Origin of the sequence: Pedobacter yonginensis (genome assembly GCF_003173595.1) — a bacterium.
GTDB classification, from domain to species: Bacteria; Bacteroidota; Bacteroidia; order Sphingobacteriales; family Sphingobacteriaceae; genus Pedobacter; species Pedobacter yonginense.
Genome location: NZ_QGNZ01000002.1, coordinates 356,461 through 377,120 on the forward strand (window position 1 = coordinate 356,461; position 20,660 = coordinate 377,120).

Genomic DNA, 20,660 nt, shown 5'->3' on the forward strand with positions numbered 1-20,660 from the left:
ACAATAAATTTGCGTAACTAACTGATTAGTTTTAACTTTAATTTAAGGCAAAAATTTTGCCCCAGTCCTTATTATTAAAGTTATCATGAAAATTAAAGATTTAACAAAAGCCGAAGAGCAGATTATGCAAGTCTTATGGCAGTTGGAAAAAGCATTTGTAAAAGAAGTAATTGACGAATTACCCATCCCAAAACCAGCTTACAACACCGTGTCAACCATTATCAGAATCCTAGAAACCAAAGGATTTATCGGTCATGAGGCTATGGGCAAAGCCCATCAGTATTACCCCTTAGTTAGCAGAGAAGAATACAAACGCCACGCAACAGAAAAACTGCTTGGCAATTATTTCGAAAACTCAGTAGAAAGCATGTTCTCATTTTTTGTGAAAGAAGAAAAGCTTGATTTAAGTGATGTTGATGAAATCCTAAAAATGATTAACAAAATTAAACACAAGCCAAAATGAGTTTTGCACACTATCTCCTACAGGTAAACATATACTTAATTGTTTTTTACGGCTTTTATAAGTTGCTATTAGATAAAGAAACCTACTTCACATTAAACCGTTTTTACCTTGTTGCTGCGGGCGTACTATCTTTGGTGATCCCATTTATTCGTTTAGAATGGCTAACTGAACAAAAAGCTGCACAACAAGTTTATGCATCTGTTAATTGGGATGAAGTGTTGGCGAAAGCAACCATAGCAACAGAAAGCAATTCTGGCTTCGGTTGGGCCAGCATTTTGGTTTCTATCTATTGTGCAGGTATAATGTTTTTTCTTGGAAAGTTAGTGTACAACTTAGTTGTTGTTAAAATTTTAATAAAAAATGCAAAATCTGGCTCGGCCTTTTCATTCTTTAGCAGTAAAATCATAGACAAAGAACTTCCTCAAATGGATGTGATCGACATTCATGAGGAAGCTCACATTAAGCAATGGCATACCTTAGATATTTTATTCTTTGAACTCTTGGGTATTTTAACTTGGTTAAATCCGATTATTTATTTTTATAAAAGAGCCATTAAAAATATTCACGAGTTTTTAGCTGATGAAAAGGCGGCCGAATTTCAAGGCGACAAATCAGAATACGCATTGTTAATTTTAAGCAAATCTTTCGGCGTTTCGCCCAATAGTTTAACCAATGGTTTCTTCGATAAATCATTGATTAAAAAGAGAATATTCATGCTTCACAAAGAGCCCTCTAAAAAAATAGCCGTTTTAAAGTATGGAATCTTTATCCCGTTATTTGCAATTCTGATCGTATTCTCCTCCGCAACAATTCGGAAAAATGAGGAACTAATCTCCATTACAGATCAAATCGCTATAGAAGAGCCCATAGCATTGGTGCAAAATATGGTTTCTGAACCAGAAGCCAAGGCTGATTCTGCTGCATCTAAAACTGCGGTTGAGGGCGAAACAAATCATCAATGGAAAGATTTTTATAATTTTTTATCTCAAAACATCAACTACCCAGCAGAAGCCAAAGAAAGCGATCTTCAGGGCAATACACAGATCAAGTTTACCGTAACAAATGGGAAAATAAATAATTTAAGCAATAGCATAGATTTAGGTAAAGGCTGCGATGAAGAAGTAATCAAAGCCGTTTCGGCCTACAAAGGTTTCAAAACAGTACCAAATGGAAAATACACACTTAAAGTATCATTTGCTATTATTGGTGCAGACAGTAAATTAGAAAACAATAACATAAAATCAATTGATGGCTACCAAGACTTAAGTAATCTATCGGTGACCGCTTACAGTAAGCCAACGCCCAAAACCGAAAACGGCGATGAAAAGGTTTACGACTTTGTTTCCATAGAAAAGCAGCCCGAATTTCCAGGGGGCATAACAAAATTCTACGAATATTTAGGTAAATCGATTAAATACCCAGAATTGGCGGTCGAAAATAATATTCAGGGCAAGGTTTTTTTAAGCTTTAACGTTGAAAAAAACGGAGATCTATCGGACATTCAAATCACGCGGGGCTTAGGCAGCGGAACAGATGAAGAAGCGATACGAGTACTTTCAGAAAGTCCAAAATGGTATCCAGGCATTCAAAACGGCAAGCCAGTAAGAGTTAAATACAACATCAACGTAAATTTTAAGCTCGCAACGGAGAAACCAATAAGTACAGAAAAAACGGATGCAAAAGTTTCATTAAGATTTGATGGAACACCCATTAACAGTTCAACGGCACCGCTTATTGTAGTTGATGGCGTTAAGCTTTCAAGCAATACCTCATTAAGCACGATAAACCCAAACGATATAGAATCTATAGCCGTACTTAAAAATCAAGTAGCCACCAATTCTTATGGGCTGAGCGCAAAAAATGGCGTAATTCTAGTTACAACTAAACAAGCAAAGGCAAACTTATTCAAAAAATTAGAAAGTAAAGATTTCGTAATTGATAAGCCTTTTGACCAAAGCATTAAATAAATCATCAACCTTAACATCATCCTATGAACAAATTATTCTTTATAACCAGCATATTTTTTGGCTTTGCACTCAGTGTTTCAGCACAAAAACAAGACAGCATTAAAATCGAAAGAATCACATTTAAAGAAACAAACCCCCTATCAATTAAAGAACCACTGGTGATCATTGATGGCAACAAGCAGTACATTAGGGGTACATCTTCTTTCAAAGGTTTAGATCCAAACACCATCGAATCCGTAACCATTTTGAAAGACAGTTCGGCAGTGGCGCAATATGGCACAGATGGTTTTGCAGGAGTAATCATTATTAAAACTAAAGAAGGTAAAGGACCCGTGGAACCCATCACGCCTAAAACCCTGCCAAGTTCCAAAATTGATGGCAAGGAGTTGGGTATCAGCCTGAGAAAACAGAATCCGACAGTTCTGCTCAAAAGGGATTCTAAAAGCATATCTTTGTTCGCCGATTCCTTATCAATAGCAAAACCACTATACATTATTGACGGCAAAGAGACTGCAGAAGCAGATTTTAAATTAATTAATCAAGAAAACATTGCCTCTATTGAAGTATTAAAAGATGCCTCCTCAAAAACGCTGTATGGTGAAAAAGCAAAGAATGGCGTAATTATCATCACAACCAAAAAAGCTAAAACTGCACCAAAAAAGAATTAATGAATAGCTTAAAAATTTGAATCAACGCCAATGAACGTTGGCTCGTACTTTAATTATTAGGCCTTTGCATAACAAACGAATGCATCTGCCGCAATTCATAACTAAACACCCCTTAAATCCCTAAATAATCTAATCTTAACACTCATTTGCTTGTTCTTCTTGAACTCGCTTTTACATGCACAGAACCAAAAATCAGATAGCAAAACCAAATCGGACAGGATGACTGAAAGTGCCAAATCTAAGTCACCATCAGCAGATTCTGATAATAATGCAATAGTTGATTTTGTTAAAATTGAAAAGCAACCCCAGTTTCCGGGTGGTATGCAGGCTTTCTATCAATATTTAGGTCAGCATATTAAATACCCAAAAGAAGCTGCGAAAAATAAAATTCAAGGGAAAGTATTTCTCACCTTTATTGTAGAAAAAGATGGTGCGCTAACTCATGTTGAAGTAACTCGGGGTGTCAGTCCTGAAATAGATGCAGAAGCATTAAGGGTAATCTCATCATCACCAAAGTGGAATCCTGGAATGCAAGACGGATTACCCGTTCGGGTGAAATACAATATTAACGTTAACTTCAATCTCCGTTAAGAGAAATTTCCAACTCACCATCTTCTACCAATCAACACCTTTACAATAGCATAAAATATCATGTAAAAAACCACAAAACCCCAGCTAAATAGTCGGGGTTTTATGATTTCTCTCCTGTCTCGGAAGTCTAAATTTATAAAATCTTTAATGTATATGCAAATTTTACAGAATAAAATTTCCAATATCGGAATATTTTAATATGCCAACATAAGATTTTTAACACTTTCGCAAACTTTTATTTTGCGTTAAATTCGCCTATCAAACTTTCGATTGAAAATAATTAACTTTCGTATGTTTTCAAATGGATCATTAGTGATGAGTCTTTGTACTTTTTAATCTAAAAATGCCGTTAAAATATTTCAGTTTCTAAACAAAAAAAGCCCTCACAAAGTGAAGGCTTAAGAACCCAAGTTTTAACCTGGATGCACAGTATATTTTTAAACCGTTTCTTCTGAAATGAACTTTGCTGATGCGAAATCACGATTCATACGGGCAATGTTCTCTAAAGAAATTCCTTTAGGGCATTCCGCCTCGCAAGCACCTGTATTAGTACAGTTACCAAAGCCTTCGGAATCCATTTGCGCTACCATGCTCTGTACGCGACGGTAACGTTCTGGCTGCCCTTGAGGCAATAATGCCAGTTGTGAAATCTTCGCAGAAACGAAAAGCATTGCTGAGGCATTTTTACAAGTTGCCACACAAGCACCGCAACCAATACAAGCAGCAGCTTCAAAAGCCGCATCAGCCTGCATTTTTGGAATAGGCAAACTGTTTGCATCTTGAGCATTACCTGTGTTTACAGAAATAAAACCACCAGCTGCAATAACCCTGTCAAATGCAGAACGATCTACAGCTAAATCTTTAACAACTGGAAAAGCAGCAGCTCTCCAAGGTTCAACCACAATGGTATCGCCATCTTTGAAAGATCGCATGTGCAATTGGCAGGTTGTAACCAAATCCTTAGGCCCATGCGGACGACCATTAATAAACATCGAACACATTCCGCAAATTCCCTCACGACAATCGTGATCGAATACTACTGGCTCTTCACCTTTGTTAATCAACTGCTCATTCAACACATCGAACATCTCCAAAAAGGACATATCTGGTGAAATATCAGTTACTTTATAATCAACCAAAGCACCTGCGGTTTTGTTATTTTTTTGACGCCAAACTTTTAGCGTTAAGTTCATATTTCCTGTACTCATGATATTGAGATTTTGGACATTAGATTTGAGATGTGAGGCTTAGATTTAAGATTTGAGGATTTTCGGGCATCGCCCATTCTCCTATCTTCAATCTGGTTTCTCATATCTACCCTCTCACATCTATTTATAACTTCTTTGTGCTACTTTAATATTTTCAAACTTCAACTCTTCTTTATGAAGCTCGAAGTTTACCCCTTCTTTAAATTCCCAAGCTGCAACGTATGCATAGTTTACATCATCACGTAAAGCTTCACCTTCTTCTGTTTGGTATTCTTCACGGAAATGACCACCACAACTCTCGTTACGGTTTAAAGCATCAATACACATCAATTCGCCTAGTTCTATAAAGTCTGCAACGCGGCCTGCCTTTTCTAGTTCTGTGTTTAATTCATCACTTGTTCCAGGAACACGAACATCTCTCCAGAATTCAGCTCTTAATGCTCTAATTTCTTCAATAGCTTGTTTTAATCCTTGCTCACTACGAGACATTCCACATTTATCCCACATAATTAAACCTAGGCGTTTGTGGAAATGATCTACAGATTTGGTGCCTTTGATATTGATTAATGTATCCAAAATGCCTTTTGCCTTAGCTTCAGCTTCAACAAACGCAGGATGATCTGTTGGGATTGCTTTTACCGAAATTTCTTTTGATAAATAAGCTCCAATGGTGTACGGTAGAACAAAATAACCGTCAGCTAAACCTTGCATTAATGCCGATGCACCTAAACGGTTGGCGCCATGATCTGAGAAGTTGGCCTCACCAGTACAATATAAGCCTGGTACAGATGTCATTAAGTTATAATCAACCCAAAGTCCGCCCATGGTATAGTGAACCGCTGGATAAATACGCATTGGAGTTTCGTAAGGGTTTTCTCCAGTAATTTGCGCGTACATATCGAAGAGATTACCGTATTTTTCTTTGATTACCGCAGTACCCAAACGCATACAGGTTTCTTTATCGGGATTATGATTACCCGCTTTTGAAGCCTCGATTTTACCATAGCGTTCTGTATTGGCTTTGAAATCTAAATAAACGGCAAGCTTAGAAGCACCTACCCCATATCCTGCATCGCAACGCTCTTTGGCCGCTCTAGAAGCCACATCACGTGGAACCAAATTACCAAAAGCAGGGTAACGACGCTCTAAATAATAATCTCTTTCATCCTCTGGAATATCGGTTGGTTTGCGGTTATCATCTTTCTTTTTAGGCACCCAAATACGTCCATCGTTACGCAATGACTCTGACATTAGGGTTAATTTTGATTGATGATCACCAGAAACTGGGATACAAGTTGGGTGAATTTGAGTATAACAAGGATTGGCGAAGTAAGCACCTTGTTTGTGCGCTTTCCAGGCTGCAGTAACATTACTTCCCATTGCATTGGTAGAAAGATAAAATACGTTTCCATAACCACCTGTTCCTAAAACTACCGCGTGACCGAAGTGACGTTCCAGTTGTCCTGTAATTAAGTTACGTGCAATAATACCACGAGCCTTACCATCGATTTTAACCACCTCAAGCATTTCATGTCGTGTGTACATTTCTACCTTACCCATACCAATTTGGCGTTCTAAAGCAGAATATGCACCTAACAATAATTGCTGACCAGTTTGACCCGCAGCGTAAAATGTACGTTGAACCTGTGTACCACCGAATGATCGGTTATCCAACAAACCACCATATTCACGAGCTAAAGGAACACCCTGAGCCACGCATTGATCTATAATATTGGTACTCACCTCTGCCAAGCGATGCACGTTGGCTTCGCGAGCACGGTAATCACCACCTTTAATGGTATCGTAAAATAAGCGGTAAGTGCTATCACCATCATTTTGATAGTTTTTTGCTGCATTGATACCCCCTTGAGCAGCGATTGAGTGCGCCCTACGAGGTGAATCTTGAAAACAAAAACACTTTACCTTGTAACCCATTTCGGCTAAAGTAGCTGCCGCCGAAGCGCCCGCCAAACCTGAGCCTACTACAATTACTTCTATACTTCTTTTATTGGATGGATTAACCAAAGCCACAGATGACTTAAATTTGGTCCATTTTTGGGTTAATTCGCCTTCCGGTATATTTGAATTAATATCTGACATATCTTTCGTGCTTAAAATTATTTAATTAAACCTGCGTAAACTGCAATTGGCATTGCCGCAAATAGCAATGAAATGATAATTGAATACCAAACCCCAACATTTTTAATTATACCGTTATATTTAGAGTGATTCCAACCCATTGTTTGAAATGCAGATGCAAAACCATGCAATAAATGGTAACATAAAGAAATCATAGCTAGGATATAAACACCTACTCTAACTGGATCTTGAAATTTCACTTTCATTACACCGTAAAGATTTTCGTGACCGTTTACATCAACGGTTGGAATCCCAGTAAAGCGAGAAACTACCCAAAAGTCTTTTAAGTGAACCACCAAGAAAATAAGCAATAGTGTGCCTAATAAGCCCATTGAACGGCTATACCATTTACTATTTGCCTTGCCATCATTAACAGCATACTTAACTGGCCTTGCTTTTTGATTTTGCAATGTTAAACGCAACGCTTGAAAAATGTGAACCAACAAACCAATGAATAGAACATATTCACCAGCCCTGATGATCCAATTTGTTGCCATAAAATGTGCACCAATGTTAAACTTTAAGCCATCGTCATCTAAAAAGATTAACGCGTTAATGCCACAGTGTACAATTAAAAAAAGTATCAGGAACAAACCTGTAATACCCATTATGAATTTCTTCCCAATAGAAGAAGAAAAAGCATTTCCGAAACCACTCATTTGATTAGGATTTATATCTATATTTCTTGCAAAAGTATTTAATTATAGCTTTAATTTATAAAGCATTATGACAAAACGCCCATAAAGTATTTATTTAGAAACATTCTAAAGCTAAGTCGCAAAAAATCGAAAGTTTTTGGATTATTTATAGTTTCATTTGGGCTCGAATAAGCTCGAATCAGCCTTGGGAAGCTTGCTGTTTGTCGCTTTGAAATTGATTATACACATTTCACACTTTTGGGTTTTATTTGGCATTAAAAATGATTCTGCTATCTAATTTCCAATAAAGGATGTTGAAATGATTGATACCATAGTTAATTTCAAAATTATGGGCATAAAAAAAGTCCCGATTTGTACCGGGACTTTTTACGATTTATGTGTTCGAGTTTTCTTAAGCTACTTTAACATTTACCGCGTTTAGGCCTTTTCTTCCTTCTTCTACGTCGTAGGTTACAGAATCATTCTCACGAATGTTGTCGATTAAGCCTGAAGCATGAACAAAGATTTCGCTATCGCCGTTTGATGGAGTGATAAATCCAAAACCTTTAGTTTCATTAAAAAATTTTACTGTTCCTTGTTGCATTATATTGTATTTAATTTCTTCAAAGGTACGCTTAAATACCTATAAATCAATTTTTTATTTTTTTTACTTCAATTATTATTTGAATATACTGATTCATTGCACTTTAAGTGCCTTTTTAAGTGAATCACCCGTCCACTTAAATGCTCACTTACGGCTTATTTTGATGGAAAAACGTTTTAAAAGAATACGCATTGCTTACCTTTTCTGCCCAAAAATGGCATGTAAGCACACCATAAAAGGGGTCATTTTTGTGAATGGGTTAATCTCGAGGCAGCCTGAAGATTATAGGTCTTTCAGCCTTTATTCCGAACGGACATTAGCTCAACACCAACGCGTTTTGCTCTTGATAGTTGACCATAACATCATTTTTCATTTTAACGATAAAGGTCTCATTGACATGACTTCTGTTATCATAACTTAAAATAAGCAAATCATCAACAATTTCGTGCAAAACTAATTTTGGGCTGGTATAATTTAAGCTCACCACATGCGCAGCCTTGTTTAATAAATCAGAAGCATAAATTTCCAACTCTGCAAAATCAAATAAAATAGCATTCCCGTCCTCATCTTGGAGTGTAGGCATCTGATTTTCTAGAGCTTCAATCGTATTCATTACGCAATACTGCAATTTATGATGTAACGAATTGGCTCTTGTATTCGCTTTAACCATATCTGAAAAAGTATGAAGAGTGGCGTTTAAACTGTATATCTTTGATTTTTTTTGAAATTCCCGATACGTATCATGATAGATTCTCCTTTGAAAATCGCTCGTGCACATAAAATTAAAATATTGTTTAGAGCTAAGGTTAATGTACGCTAATGCCATAATTGGTTGTAGGTTGATTATTCAAAATCAAGCATCGATTAACACTGATCATCAATAAATTGCTAAACTAAATATTGTTCATGAAAAATAGATGAACAATGTTATGATGGCATAGAGTGATTTTAGGACGAAGGGTTTAATATGCAACAGCTCCCACCTTTTTTAAAGGTGCCCCAATTGAATTCACACCACTAGAACAAGTTTAAAACGATTTGATTGAAACTTTATTGGCTCCTAGGATTGTCGTATTACCATTCCTAACGTTATCCAAATCATATGCAAAAAAAATGCTCCCTAAATTTGGGAGCATCTTTGAATTTTTCACTTGTTAAGCTATTGAACCGGGAAATTAAAATTGTAAGTTCCTTGTTCATCTACACCAGCAATTCTGATGATGTTGTTTCTTGTTTGTGGCAATGCTTTTTGCACATCTGCAACACTGTTCACGCTTACACCATTCACTTTCGTAATGATTAATCCTTTCGGGATTCCATAGTTATCAAATGCTTTACCAGCAGTTACGCCCGTTACCACAACACCATTGGTGATGCCAAATTTTGATTTTTGAGCTGGAGAAACTGGAGCAAAGGTTGCGCCCAGCTTTGAAATCTCTACCGCTTTTGAAGCATTATTGTTAGCCACTAAGCCTACGCTTGCTTCGCCTTTTAAGGTTACAGTATAATCTTTAAGCGCACCATCTCTTAAAACGGTAAGTTTCACTTTATCGCCTGGGTTTAAACGACCAACTTTCTCTTGTAAATCTGGAGAGTCATAAATGGTAGTGCCATCTACTTTTTTGATGATATCGCCAGCTTTTAATCCGGCTGCCTCAGCACCACCACCTGCAACAACATCATTAACATAAAGTCCGTTAATTTCGCTCGTTTTAATTTCTTCCGGATTATCTGCACTTAAAGGAACAAAGTTTACGCCGATGTAACCTCTCTTAACAGATCCATATTTCATGAAATCATCAACAATTTTTCTGGCTAAATTTACCGGAATTGCAAAACCATAACCTTGATTGTAACCACTTTGTGAGGCAATTGCAGAGTTAATTCCAATTAATTCGCCGTTTGCATTCACCAAAGCACCACCACTATTACCAGGGTTAATTGCCGCATCCGTTTGGATGAAAGCCTCGATACTGGTATTTGGTGCTTGTTGTGGTCTTTTACCGGTACGACGATATTCATCATACTCCTCTTCGGTTAATTGGTTGCCTTGTTCACGTCCGATAATTCCAATGCTGCGGGCTTTTGCGCTCACAATACCAGCAGTAACGGTAGTGTTCAAATCTAATGGATAACCAACGGCTAAAACCCACTCACCCACTTGCACATTATCTGAGTTTCCCATTTTTACAACCGGTAAACCTGTTGCATTTACTTTAATCAAAGCCAAATCTGTATTTGGATCGCGACCAATTACTTTCGCTTCAACCTTGCGTCTATCGGTTAAAATAACTTCTACTTTATCTGCATTTTCAACTACGTGGTTGTTAGTTACGATATAACCATCCTGACTGATAATGACCCCAGAACCCGATGCGGCTCTAGGCTGGCGTTGTGCCTGTCGACCACCGCCGCCAAAAAAGTCTTCAAACATATCAAAGGGAGAAGAACCGCCTTGTCCCTTGCTTGATGCTGCATAAGTTGTTTTAATGTGTACCACACCTGGGGCAACTGCCGCAGCAGCTTGAGTAAAATCTGCCTCACCTGCAGATGAAACTTTTAATGGGTTATTGGCAAAATACAATTCTTGTTTTTCAGAAATTGTTCCGCCTAATTGGTTACGCTCGAAAAGCTTGTAACCTCCAATGGCAGCTGCACCACCTATAAATGCAGCCAAAACTGTGATTCCTAATATTTTTTTCATGTGTTAATTATTTATTTAATAAAGGTCGCGAGAGCATTGTGTTCATCTTTGATTTAAGCAGAATGCCCCAGCAGTTTTTATCTGCTTAAATTCTTTTCGTTAGTTTATTCAAATTTAATACCATATAAACGATATTTGTACAATTAAAGCACCTGGTTTTTGTTAAAAAATGTTAAAACAAAAAAACACATTGGCTCTGGTTGCTTTTACATTTCAAATATTGCATTTAAAAATGAAGCTTTCATGAAAATTAATTTCTTTAAATACCAAGGCGCTGGAAACGATTTTATTTTAATTGATCATACGGCCAGTCCGCTAAAAGACATTGATAATGAACTGATTGAACAGCTCTGCGATAGAAGATTTGGGATTGGAGCCGATGGATTAATGTTTGTTACCCAGCATGAACAATACGATTTTGAGATGCATTATTTTAATGCCGATGGCCGATTGGGCAGCATGTGCGGTAATGGGGGGCGCTGTATTGTTGCCTTCGCTAAACATCTGGGTATCATAAACAAGGAAACAAACTTTTTGGCAGTTGATGGCCCACACTATGCCAGAATTTCAGAAAATGGCGAATGGGTTGATCTCCAGATGATTGATGTTGACCTGATAACCAACGATGGAGATGCGTTCGTTTTAAATACGGGCTCGCCGCATTACGTTAGCCTACAAAAAGATTTAAAGAATTTTGATGTTTACCACACGGGTAAAGCCATTCGCTATAACGAAACCTACAATGAAAAAGGCATAAACGTAAATTTTGTAGAAGACCTAGGCGACCATTTATTTGTGCGCACTTACGAACGTGGTGTTGAGGATGAAACTTATGCCTGCGGTACAGGCGTTACCGCCGTAGCCATGGCTATGGCAAAACATAAAAACCAAACAGGGCACCTCAAAACCGATATCAAAGTGTTGGGGGGCGACATTAAAATCGAATTTGATTACGATGGCGAAAAATTTACAAACGTATTTTTATGTGGGCCCGCCAAATTGGTTTTTGAAGGCCAAGTAGGATAAAATTTTAAATCAATGCACTTACGTGCTGAGTTAAAGCCACAAAATCAGCAACCGTTAACTGCTCAGCTCTTTTCTCAAAGTAAATATGCTCGTCCATTTTATCGCGTGGCATAACAGCAGACAAGGCATTCCGCAAGGTTTTTCGCCGTTGGTTAAAGCCTGCTTTTACAACACGCCAAAACAGTTTTTCATCGCAGTCTAAATGTTCAATATCGTTACGGGTTAAACGAATCACTGCCGAATTAACCTTTGGTGGTGGATTAAAAGTACCCGGTTTTACCGTAAACAAATATTCAATTTTATAATACGCTTGTAGGAAAACACTTAAAATACCATACTCCTTGGTGCCAGATGGTGAAGCGCAACGCTGGGCAACTTCCTTTTGAAACATCCCAACCATCTCAACAACTTTGTTTCGATTGTCTAAAATTTTGAATAGAATTTGAGATGAAATGTTGTAAGGGAAGTTTCCAATAATGGCAAATTGATCTGGAAAAATCGCGTCGAAATCTAATTTCAAAAAATCGCCGTTAATTAGGCGCTCGCCCAATTGCGGGTATTTCTCATTTAGAAAATGAAAGGATTCCGTATCGATATCAATTAAATAGGTTTCTAAATCTTGGCGTTGCAACAAAAAATCAGATAAAATTCCCATACCAGGCCCAACTTCTAAAACCTGTTTGTACTTGTCGGTACTCACCAAACTTTCTACAATGCGGTTGGCAATGCCTTTATCGGTTAAGAAATGCTGACCTAAATGTTTCTTCGCTTTAACTAAACTCATCTTTAAAATTTATTGGCCGCTGAACACCTAAGGCATGGAAAAATCAGAAAAACAATTTTTTCTTCTTCAAGCTGTGTTTTGCAGACTAACTCTATTACACAAAATAACTAATTTTTATCCGTTAAGCACCTGTTTAATCGAAAATCGGCAATTTGGGTTAACTAAGCTTAGCTTAAAATTTATTTGTCCACGGAAACGCAGAAGGCACGGAAAATTAAAAAACAATTGTGTTCTCCCGATAAAAGCTGGGTTATGGAAAATAAACTTTTGCTACAAAACAACTAATTTTTATCCGTTAAGCACCTGTTTAATCGAAAATCAGTAATTTGCGCTAAAATTTTCCAGGAATTATGAGCAATAAACTTAAAATTGGCATCAGTATAGGCGACGTAAACGGCATAGGTTTAGAGGTAATTATCAAAACATTATCTAATCCTGCCATCCTAAATTATTGTACGCCTATTGTTTATGGCCACACCAAGGTTTCTTCCTTCCACAGAAAAGCAAATAACCTTGGCGATTTTAGTTTCAACGTAATTAACCATGCCAACCAAGCACAGCTTAAAAAGGCAAACATGATTAATTGCTGGGAAGAAGACGTAAAAATAGAACTAGGAAAAATAACTGAAACAGGTGGTAAATATGCACTACTATCTTTGGAACGTGCAACTGCCGATCTTGTAAATGGCGATATAGATGCCCTAGTTACTGCGCCAATAAATAAACACAACATCCAATCAGAAACGTTCGCGTTTCCTGGCCATACCGAATATCTACAAGAAAAAAGCGGTAGTAAAGATGTACTGATGTTCTTGATCAGCGAAAATTTACGTGTAGGTGTGGTTACGGGGCATATTCCTGTTAAAGATGTACCAACGGCCATTACCAAAGAAAAAATAGTAAGCAAGTTAAAGCTCATTAACGAAAGCTTGAAAAAAGATTTCTGGATTGAAAAACCAAAAATTGCAGTTCTGGGTTTAAACCCTCATGCCAGCGATAATGGTTTATTGGGAACAGAAGAAGCAGATATTATCACTCCAGCCATTCAAGAAGCTTATGATAAAGGCATCATTTGTTTTGGTCCGTACCCAGCAGATGGTTTCTTTGGCAATGGCAGTTATAAAAAATTCGATGCCGTTTTAGCCATGTACCACGATCAAGGGTTAATTCCTTTTAAAACGTTGGCATTTCACAATGGCGTTAACTATACCGCTGGCCTAAAGTTCGTTCGTACCTCTCCAGATCATGGAACAGGTTATGACATTGCAGGTAAAGATTTGGCAGATTCAACTTCATTTACCGAGGCATTATTTTCGGCCATTCACATTGTAAGAAACCGCAGAGAACAAGAAGATTTGCTAAGCAACCAGTTACGCGGCGGCGGAAAAGTGGTAGAAACGCAATTCGACATTAAAGATGATGCTTCCTAAACTTGGTATGTAGCAAAACCCACATGAACTTTATCTTTTTTCTTAGAAAAGCAAGGTTCTGCATTTCATCGGCTACGAAAGTCCTGCTTTCCCTACAAGCCCAATGAAAGATTGGGTCTTTTCGTCCAATCAGGTTTAAATCGGTTAAAACAGCGCATCGTTGTCTTTGGTACATCCAAATGGCTTCATAATAACCAATTTTCCCACATTGTTGAACTTTTGTAATGCTTGACCATTTAAGCTGAGTTTGGTAGGCAAAAACACTAATTCTCAACCCATTGCAAAATTGCATTGGCTTTGCCATAACCATCGCCAGCACATAACTTCTCAATATTTTACACAAACAGATAAATACTCAATATCTTTATATGGTTTTTGCAATAGCCCCCTTAGATGGAATTATGGGTTTAGTCAATCACTCAAACAAACTAATATCACAATATGAATACACTTTTGCCTATTATAAAGCCAGCAGATTTAATAGCTTTAAGTCAATCTCAAGATTTTGTAATTATCGATGCCAGTGCGGGTTCAAAATCGCGATATGAAAAAGAACATTTAAAAGGGTCCCTTTTTGCAGATGTAAATGATGATTTAGCCAATATTGGGGATTTTGCCAAGGGCGGAAGGCACCCTTTACCAACATTAAATCAATTTGCAAAGGTTTTACAGCGATTTGGGATTGCTAAAAGCAGCCATATTATCGTTTATGATGACAAAAACGGAGGCAATGCCGCCGCCAGACTATGGTGGATGCTCAGGGCTATCGGTCATAAAAAAGTGCAGGTAATTGATGGTGGATTTGATGCAGCGGTTAAGGCAGGTTTCCCTACAAGTAATGCACGGGAAATTGCAAAAGTAGTTGGCCCGTATGAAATCAGCGATTGGAGTTTACCACTTGCGGATATAGATGAAGTTGAACAAGTTGCCAAAAGGGAGGAATATATTGTTATTGATGTGCGAGATGCGAATCGATTTGCAGGTTTAACCGAACCAATAGATTTAATTGCAGGCCACATTCCGGGCGCAAGAAATATTCCCTTCACCGAAAATCTTGATGGAGCAGGTTCGTTTCTGGCACCAGAGATTTTAAAGCATAAGTATTTAAAAGCGCTGGGGAACGTTAAGCCAGAAAATGTGATTGTACATTGTGGATCGGGCATTACCGCTTGCCATACTCTACTCGCAATGGACTACGCAGGATTACCCATTCCGAAACTTTACGTTGGGTCGTGGAGCGAATGGAGCAGAAACAACAAACAAATGGTTTTGGCAAAATAATCAATCCTGATTTTGTAGGCAGAATGGTGATGATTGAGATCCTAAACTTTAAAATAACAATAACACCAAGATTTTCAAAATTTTAGAATTTAAGGCTTTGCTGCGAAATACCAGAAATTGAAAGCCAACAATTTTTAAAAAACATTTTTAATCTAATTATTTTATCCCTACATTTGCAGGCTAAAATTTTACAGTACTTTGAACCCATTAAAACAATTTTCATTACCGTTTACCGGCTTAAAATTGGGCACTCATCAGTTTGACTATGAGCTAGATGACACCTTTTTTAACGCTTTTGAGTACTCGCTAATTAAAAGTGGGAATTTAAAAGTAGATCTGGAACTTGAAAAACAAGAGACCATGATGCTTTTAAAATTTAAAGTAATTGGAACAGTAAATTTAGATTGCGATAAATGCTTAGCTGAATTTCCTCTACCTATTAATTTGTACGAGAGACAAATTGTAAAGTTTGCAGAAGACGAATTGGAAAGTGATGATGATGAAATTATCTCGCTAAGCCGTAAAGAAACTGCAATTGATGTATCTGGCCCCCTATACGAAATGATTAACGTAGCAGTGCCTTATATTAAAAACTGTGAGCAGGCTGGTAAGGATTGCGACCAAGAAATGATTGATCGACTAGAAAAACTATCAATCGAAAAGCAACACGAAGAAAATGAACAAAATAGCGACCCACGTTGGGAAGCACTTAATAAGTTAAAAAAATAATTAGATTATATACCAATGGCACATCCAAAACGGAAAATCTCGAAACAGAGAAAAAATAAAAGAAGAACGCACTATAAAGCTGTGACTCCTTCTTTGGCAACATGCTCGGCAACAGGTGCTATCCACGTACCACACCGTGCTTACAACGTTGATGGTAACCTATACTATAACGGTAAATTGGTTATCGAAAATACTCAAATCGGGTAATTTTCTTAAAAAATTGTTTGTGTTTTCAGCGGCTTTAGTCATACCTTAGTCAACTGAAAAATTCAGGATTACACCTGAACTAACACAAACAGATTTTTTCTATGAAAATAGGCCTCGACATAATGGGCGGAGACTATGCTCCCAAAGCAATTGTTTTGGGAGCAATAGCAGCTCATCAATCGCTAAACGCTGGTGAACAGTTAGTTCTCATCGGCGATACCGAACAGATTAAACCCATTCTAGCAGAACAAGGTTTCAATCCGGATCATTTTGAATACGTTCATACTGATGAAGTAATTGGTATGGGCGAACACCCCACCAAAGCAATCGTTCAGAAACCGAATTCGAGCATAGCCGTTGGTTTCAATCTTTTAAAAGAAGGTAAAATCGATTCTTTCGCAAGTGCCGGTAACTCTGGTGCAATGTTGGTTGGCGCAGTTTTTAGCGTTAAAACCATTCCGGGCATTATCCGCCCATGTTTATGTACAATACTTCCAAAAATTAAAGGTGGCACAGGCTTATTGCTTGATGTTGGCGCAAATGCAGATTGTAAACCCGATATACTACTTCAGTTTGGAGTTTTGGGCAGTTTGTATGCCGAAAATTTATTGCAAATAAATACACCTAAAGTTGCGTTAATGAATATAGGTGAAGAAGATGAAAAGGGTAATATGCTGAGTATGGCGACCTTTCCTTTAATGAAAGAGACGCGTTTGTTCAACTTTGTGGGTAATGTGGAAGGCCGAGATCTATTTAATGATAAAGCTGATGTTATTGTTTGCGATGGATTTACAGGGAATGTGATGCTTAAACTGGCAGAATCATTCTATGTGTTAACCATAAAAAAAGGTATGAAAGACGAATTTTTTGATCGTTTCAACTACGAACAATATGGCGGAAGTCCGGTTTTAGGTGTAAATGCTCCTGTGGTAATTGGTCATGGTATTTCTAGCCCATTAGCGGTTAAAAACATGGTTTTACAATCAAGAGAAATGATTACGACCAATTTGGTTGAAAAGATTAGAATTGCATTTAAATAATTTATTAAAATGAGTAAAATTCACGCTGCTATAACGGCAGTAAATGGTTACGTTCCAGACTATGTGCTTACAAACGCTGAGTTAGAAACCATGGTTGATACTTCTGATGAATGGATAACCAGTAGGACAGGGATTAAAGAACGCAGAATTTTAAAGGGAGAAGGCTTAGGCACTTCAGATATGGCTGTTCATGCTGTAAATGGTTTGCTTAAAAAGAGAGGTATTGATGCAAAGGAAATTGAACTGATTATCTTTTGCACCACTACTCCAGATTTTACTTTCCCTGCAACCGCAAACGTTTTAGCTGATAAGATTGGCGCAACAAACGCTTGGGGTTACGATTTACAGGCGGCATGTTCGGGCTTTATATTCGGCTTGTCAACGGGTGCATCTTTTATCGAATCTGGCAGGCATAAAAAAGTATTGGTTGTTGGTGGCGATAAAATGTCATCTATTATCAATTACGAAGATCGTACAACTTGCATTATTTTTGGTGATGGTTGCGGATGTGCATTGTTAGAACCAAATGAAGAAGGCCTTGGTGTTTTAGATTCCATTTTAAGAACGGATGGTTCCGGAAGAGATTTTCTAGGCATGAAAGCTGGTGGATCAGTAATGCCAGCAACCCACGAAACAATCGATGCCAGATTGCACTATGCACATCAAGAAGGGCCTACCGTGTTTAAATTTGCGGTAACCAACATGGCTGATGTAGCTGCCGAGATTATGGAACGCAACAGCTTAACCGCTGAAGATGTAGCATGGTTGGTGCCGCACCAAGCCAATAAACGTATTATTGATGCAACTGCAAACCGCATGGGTGTAACAACCGATAAGGTGATGATTAACATAGAACGTTATGGCAACACAACCAATGGAACTATTCCGTTATGTTTGTGGGAGTGGGAAAGCAGATTGAAAAAAGGAGATAACATTGTATTAGCTGCCTTTGGTGGTGGTTTCACATGGGGATCAGTTTACCTCAAATGGGCTTATGATACTAAATAGTTTGAAGAATTGGTTTGGCTCAAAGTGATTAGCAATGAGCGCCCTCCCCTTATCAAAAACTTAAATTAAATAAAACAAAAAAAGTATAACTTAGTTAATTCATTAACACTATTTTTTACATAACTAGCTTAAAAAATGGATATCAAACAAATACAGGAACTGATTAAATTTGTTTCTCGATCTGGTGTAAACGAAGTTGCTATCGAGCAAGAAAACTTTAAAATCACCATTAAAACAAACCAAGCACCTACAGTTGTGCACGCTACAGTACCACAAGCTCCGCTTATTCAAGCAGCGGCTCCGGTTGCTACGGCGCCTACCGCACCAGTTGCTACACCAGCTGTTCCTGCAGCAGAAGATACGTCGAACTACATTACGGTTAAATCGCCAATGATTGGTACTTTTTACCGTTCAGCTGGACCAGATAAACCAATGTTTGTAAACGTTGGAGATGAAATTGGTACAGGTAAAGTGGTTTGTATCATCGAAGCGATGAAGCTTTTCAACGAAATTGAAAGTGAAGTATCTGGTCGTATTGTGAAAATATTGGTAGATAACGCGTCGCCAGTAGAATATGATCAACCGTTATTTTTAGTTGAACCTATTTAGTAAACCGTCTTATTGCGCCAAGGTTTTGTGCTAAACAAACCGATTAACATATAGATAGTTGGTATCTTACCAGCAATCGCAGTGTAAATGGTTTTTAGAAACATGAATCATGGCATTTACAATTGTTTCGAATAGAAACAAAGACGAAAACGAAAAAATCATGTTTAAAAAAATACTAATTGCCAACAGGGGTGAAATCGCTTTGCGTATTATTCGTACCTGTAAGGAAATGGGCATCAAAACGGTTGCTGTTTATTCTACCGCAGATCGCGAAAGTTTACACGTACGTTTTGCTGATGAGGCTGTTTGTATTGGCCCTCCACCAAGTAAAGATTCTTATTTAAATATTCCCAATATTATTTCAGCAGCAGAGTTAACAAACGCTGATGCCATCCATCCAGGTTACGGCTTTTTATCTGAAAATGCTAAGTTTTCAAACATCTGCCGTGAGTATGGAATTAAATTTATCGGTGCAACACCAGAGCAAATTAACGGAATGGGCGATAAAGCTTCGGCTAAAGAAACCATGAAAATTGCTGGTGTACCAACCATCCCAGGGTCAGAAGGCTTGCTAGAAAGTGTTAAGGAAGGTATCACCATTGCGAACGAGATGGGTTACCCAGTTATTCTAAAGGCTACAGCAGGTGGTGGTGGTAGAGGTATGCGTGTGGTATGGAAAGATGAAGATTTCGAAAATGCATGGGATAGCGCTCGCCAAGAATCTGGTGCAGCATTTGGAAATGACGGTTTATATTTAGAGAAATACATCGAAGATCCACGCCATATTGAAATCCAAATCATTGGAGATCAATTCGGTAAGGCCTGCCACTTATCAGAGCGCGACTGTTCTATACAACGTCGCCACCAAAAATTGGTTGAAGAATCTCCATCTCCTTTTATGACCGATGAACTTCGTGTTAGAATGGGTGAAGCGGCGATTAAAGGTGCAATGGCCGTAAATTATGAGGGTGCAGGTACAATCGAGTTTTTGGTTGATAAACACCGCAACTTCTACTTCATGGAAATGAATACCCGAATTCAGGTAGAGCATCCAGTTACTGAAGAAGTAATTAATTTTGATTTAATTAAAGAACAAATTAAGGTTGCTGCCGGGATTCCAATATCAGGCAAAAATTATTTCCCTGATATGCACGCGATTGAATGCCGGATAAATGCAGAAGATCCTGCAAATAATTTCCGTCCATCACCAGGCAAAATTACCAATTTCCACTCTCCAGGCGGGCATGGTGTTCGGGTTGATACTCATGTGTATGCAGGTTATCAAATCCCATCCAACTACGATTCGATGATTGCCAAGTTAATTTGTGTTGCACAAACAAGAGAAGAGGCGATTTGTACCATGGAACGTGCACTTGGCGAATTCGTAATTGAAGGCGTTAAAACAACGATACCATTCCATCTACAACTCATGAAAGACCCTAACTTTAGGGCAGGAAATTTCACTACGAAATTCATGGAGACGTTTGAATTTGTTGAGAAGATATAAATTCAAAAAAGCAATATAAAAAGAGGTCAAATTATAAAATTTGACCTCTTTTTTTTT

General features: G+C 37.9%; 20 protein-coding genes. 13 read left to right on the top strand and 7 right to left on the bottom strand.

The genetic code is table 11. From position 1 onward, the window contains the following. The first annotated feature begins 85 nt into the window (after positions 1–85). The 4 genes from DHW03_RS08315 (at position 86) to DHW03_RS08330 (ending at position 3,689) form a co-directional block, all read left to right on the top strand. Entirely contained in the window at positions 86–463 is a 378-nt protein-coding gene (locus tag DHW03_RS08315; RefSeq protein ID WP_109925291.1) for a BlaI/MecI/CopY family transcriptional regulator, read from the top strand. Next, the gene (locus DHW03_RS08320) at positions 460–2,430 is read left to right on the top strand and encodes a M56 family metallopeptidase (protein ID WP_109925292.1); all 1,971 of its coding nucleotides are present in this window, start codon (positions 460–462) and stop codon (positions 2,428–2,430) included. Before DHW03_RS08315 ends, DHW03_RS08320 begins: the two co-directional genes overlap by 4 nt. Before the next feature lie 23 nt (positions 2,431–2,453). Then, complete coding sequence (locus DHW03_RS08325) at positions 2,454–3,098, top strand: TonB-dependent receptor plug domain-containing protein (protein WP_109925293.1); 645 nt, start codon at positions 2,454–2,456, stop codon at positions 3,096–3,098. A gap of 219 nt (positions 3,099–3,317) precedes the next feature. Beyond that, positions 3,318–3,689: an energy transducer TonB gene (locus DHW03_RS08330; RefSeq protein ID WP_109925992.1), complete on the top strand. Its 372-nt coding sequence runs from the start codon at positions 3,318–3,320 to the stop codon at positions 3,687–3,689. A gap of 437 nt (positions 3,690–4,126) precedes the next feature. Here DHW03_RS08330 and DHW03_RS08335 read toward each other — a convergent pair whose 3' ends face one another. The 6 genes from DHW03_RS08335 to DHW03_RS08360 all read right to left on the bottom strand — a co-directional run bounded on the left by DHW03_RS08335 (position 4,127) and on the right by DHW03_RS08360 (position 10,982). After that, a complete protein-coding gene (locus DHW03_RS08335; RefSeq protein ID WP_109925294.1) occupies positions 4,127–4,897 on the bottom strand; it encodes a succinate dehydrogenase/fumarate reductase iron-sulfur subunit in 771 nt (256 codons plus the stop codon). A 120-nt stretch (positions 4,898–5,017) separates the two neighbouring features. Next, positions 5,018–6,997: a fumarate reductase/succinate dehydrogenase flavoprotein subunit gene (locus DHW03_RS08340; protein ID WP_109925295.1), complete on the bottom strand. Its 1,980-nt coding sequence runs from the start codon at positions 6,995–6,997 to the stop codon at positions 5,018–5,020. Between the two features lie 17 nt (positions 6,998–7,014). Further along, entirely contained in the window at positions 7,015–7,695 is a 681-nt protein-coding gene (locus tag DHW03_RS08345; RefSeq protein ID WP_109925296.1) for a succinate dehydrogenase cytochrome b subunit, read from the bottom strand. Positions 7,696–8,086: 391 nt separating this feature from the next. Beyond that, positions 8,087–8,278: a cold-shock protein gene (locus tag DHW03_RS08350; protein WP_109925297.1), complete on the bottom strand. Its 192-nt coding sequence runs from the start codon at positions 8,276–8,278 to the stop codon at positions 8,087–8,089. Positions 8,279–8,594: 316 nt separating this feature from the next. Then, positions 8,595–8,891, bottom strand: coding sequence for a hypothetical protein (locus tag DHW03_RS19185; protein ID WP_133248513.1), 297 nt, complete (start codon positions 8,889–8,891; stop codon positions 8,595–8,597). 546 nt (positions 8,892–9,437) lie between these two features. Beyond that, positions 9,438–10,982, bottom strand: a complete 1,545-nt coding sequence (locus DHW03_RS08360) for a trypsin-like peptidase domain-containing protein (protein ID WP_109925299.1) — start codon at positions 10,980–10,982, stop codon at positions 9,438–9,440. A gap of 243 nt (positions 10,983–11,225) precedes the next feature. On the opposite strand from DHW03_RS08360, the gene dapF reads away from it, so the two are divergent. Next, the gene (dapF, locus tag DHW03_RS08365; protein ID WP_109925993.1) at positions 11,226–12,008 is read left to right on the top strand and encodes a diaminopimelate epimerase; all 783 of its coding nucleotides are present in this window, start codon (positions 11,226–11,228) and stop codon (positions 12,006–12,008) included. A gap of 4 nt (positions 12,009–12,012) precedes the next feature. Here the strand turns inward: dapF and rsmA are convergent, their stop codons facing one another. Next, the gene (rsmA, locus tag DHW03_RS08370) at positions 12,013–12,792 is read right to left on the bottom strand and encodes a 16S rRNA (adenine(1518)-N(6)/adenine(1519)-N(6))-dimethyltransferase RsmA (RefSeq protein ID WP_109925300.1); all 780 of its coding nucleotides are present in this window, start codon (positions 12,790–12,792) and stop codon (positions 12,013–12,015) included. Positions 12,793–13,142: 350 nt separating this feature from the next. Here rsmA and pdxA point away from each other — a divergent pair, with 350 nt between their 5' ends. From pdxA to accC, 8 genes are all read left to right on the top strand, one after another. Then, a complete protein-coding gene (pdxA, locus tag DHW03_RS08375) occupies positions 13,143–14,222 on the top strand; it encodes a 4-hydroxythreonine-4-phosphate dehydrogenase PdxA (protein ID WP_109925301.1) in 1,080 nt (359 codons plus the stop codon). A 441-nt stretch (positions 14,223–14,663) separates the two neighbouring features. Then, on the top strand, positions 14,664–15,503 hold the full coding sequence (locus tag DHW03_RS08385) for a sulfurtransferase (RefSeq protein ID WP_109925303.1): 840 nt from the start codon (positions 14,664–14,666) through the stop codon (positions 15,501–15,503). A gap of 198 nt (positions 15,504–15,701) precedes the next feature. Continuing rightward, positions 15,702–16,232 carry a YceD family protein gene (locus tag DHW03_RS08390; protein ID WP_109925304.1) on the top strand — a complete coding sequence of 177 codons (531 nt, stop codon included), beginning with the start codon at positions 15,702–15,704 and terminating at the stop codon, positions 16,230–16,232. 15 nt (positions 16,233–16,247) lie between these two features. Continuing rightward, a complete protein-coding gene (gene rpmF, locus DHW03_RS08395; RefSeq protein WP_025143959.1) occupies positions 16,248–16,439 on the top strand; it encodes a 50S ribosomal protein L32 in 192 nt (63 codons plus the stop codon). A 101-nt stretch (positions 16,440–16,540) separates the two neighbouring features. Next, the gene (plsX, locus tag DHW03_RS08400) at positions 16,541–17,479 is read left to right on the top strand and encodes a phosphate acyltransferase PlsX (RefSeq protein WP_109925305.1); all 939 of its coding nucleotides are present in this window, start codon (positions 16,541–16,543) and stop codon (positions 17,477–17,479) included. 9 nt (positions 17,480–17,488) lie between these two features. After that, the gene (locus tag DHW03_RS08405; RefSeq protein ID WP_109925306.1) at positions 17,489–18,487 is read left to right on the top strand and encodes a beta-ketoacyl-ACP synthase III; all 999 of its coding nucleotides are present in this window, start codon (positions 17,489–17,491) and stop codon (positions 18,485–18,487) included. A gap of 135 nt (positions 18,488–18,622) precedes the next feature. Beyond that, on the top strand, positions 18,623–19,096 hold the full coding sequence (gene accB / locus DHW03_RS08410; protein ID WP_109925307.1) for an acetyl-CoA carboxylase biotin carboxyl carrier protein: 474 nt from the start codon (positions 18,623–18,625) through the stop codon (positions 19,094–19,096). A gap of 160 nt (positions 19,097–19,256) precedes the next feature. Next, the gene (gene accC, locus DHW03_RS08415) at positions 19,257–20,603 is read left to right on the top strand and encodes an acetyl-CoA carboxylase biotin carboxylase subunit (protein WP_109925994.1); all 1,347 of its coding nucleotides are present in this window, start codon (positions 19,257–19,259) and stop codon (positions 20,601–20,603) included. The last annotated feature ends 57 nt before the right edge of the window (positions 20,604–20,660 follow it).

Coding starts and splice junctions, on each gene's coding strand:
- DHW03_RS08315 (WP_109925291.1), top strand. CDS start 86: ATGAAAATTAAAGATTTAACAAAAGCCGAAGAGCAGATTATGCAAGTC.
- DHW03_RS08320 (WP_109925292.1), top strand. CDS start 460: ATGAGTTTTGCACACTATCTCCTACAGGTAAACATATACTTAATTGTT.
- DHW03_RS08325 (WP_109925293.1), top strand. CDS start 2,454: ATGAACAAATTATTCTTTATAACCAGCATATTTTTTGGCTTTGCACTC.
- DHW03_RS08330 (WP_109925992.1), top strand. CDS start 3,318: ATGACTGAAAGTGCCAAATCTAAGTCACCATCAGCAGATTCTGATAAT.
- DHW03_RS08335 (WP_109925294.1), bottom strand. CDS start 4,897: ATGAGTACAGGAAATATGAACTTAACGCTAAAAGTTTGGCGTCAAAAA.
- DHW03_RS08340 (WP_109925295.1), bottom strand. CDS start 6,997: ATGTCAGATATTAATTCAAATATACCGGAAGGCGAATTAACCCAAAAA.
- DHW03_RS08345 (WP_109925296.1), bottom strand. CDS start 7,695: ATGAGTGGTTTCGGAAATGCTTTTTCTTCTTCTATTGGGAAGAAATTC.
- DHW03_RS08350 (WP_109925297.1), bottom strand. CDS start 8,278: ATGCAACAAGGAACAGTAAAATTTTTTAATGAAACTAAAGGTTTTGGA.
- DHW03_RS19185 (WP_133248513.1), bottom strand. CDS start 8,891: ATGAATACGATTGAAGCTCTAGAAAATCAGATGCCTACACTCCAAGAT.
- DHW03_RS08360 (WP_109925299.1), bottom strand. CDS start 10,982: ATGAAAAAAATATTAGGAATCACAGTTTTGGCTGCATTTATAGGTGGT.
- dapF (WP_109925993.1), top strand. CDS start 11,226: ATGAAAATTAATTTCTTTAAATACCAAGGCGCTGGAAACGATTTTATT.
- rsmA (WP_109925300.1), bottom strand. CDS start 12,792: ATGAGTTTAGTTAAAGCGAAGAAACATTTAGGTCAGCATTTCTTAACC.
- pdxA (WP_109925301.1), top strand. CDS start 13,143: ATGAGCAATAAACTTAAAATTGGCATCAGTATAGGCGACGTAAACGGC.
- DHW03_RS08385 (WP_109925303.1), top strand. CDS start 14,664: ATGAATACACTTTTGCCTATTATAAAGCCAGCAGATTTAATAGCTTTA.
- rpmF (WP_025143959.1), top strand. CDS start 16,248: ATGGCACATCCAAAACGGAAAATCTCGAAACAGAGAAAAAATAAAAGA.
- plsX (WP_109925305.1), top strand. CDS start 16,541: ATGAAAATAGGCCTCGACATAATGGGCGGAGACTATGCTCCCAAAGCA.
- DHW03_RS08405 (WP_109925306.1), top strand. CDS start 17,489: ATGAGTAAAATTCACGCTGCTATAACGGCAGTAAATGGTTACGTTCCA.
- accB (WP_109925307.1), top strand. CDS start 18,623: ATGGATATCAAACAAATACAGGAACTGATTAAATTTGTTTCTCGATCT.
- accC (WP_109925994.1), top strand. CDS start 19,257: ATGTTTAAAAAAATACTAATTGCCAACAGGGGTGAAATCGCTTTGCGT.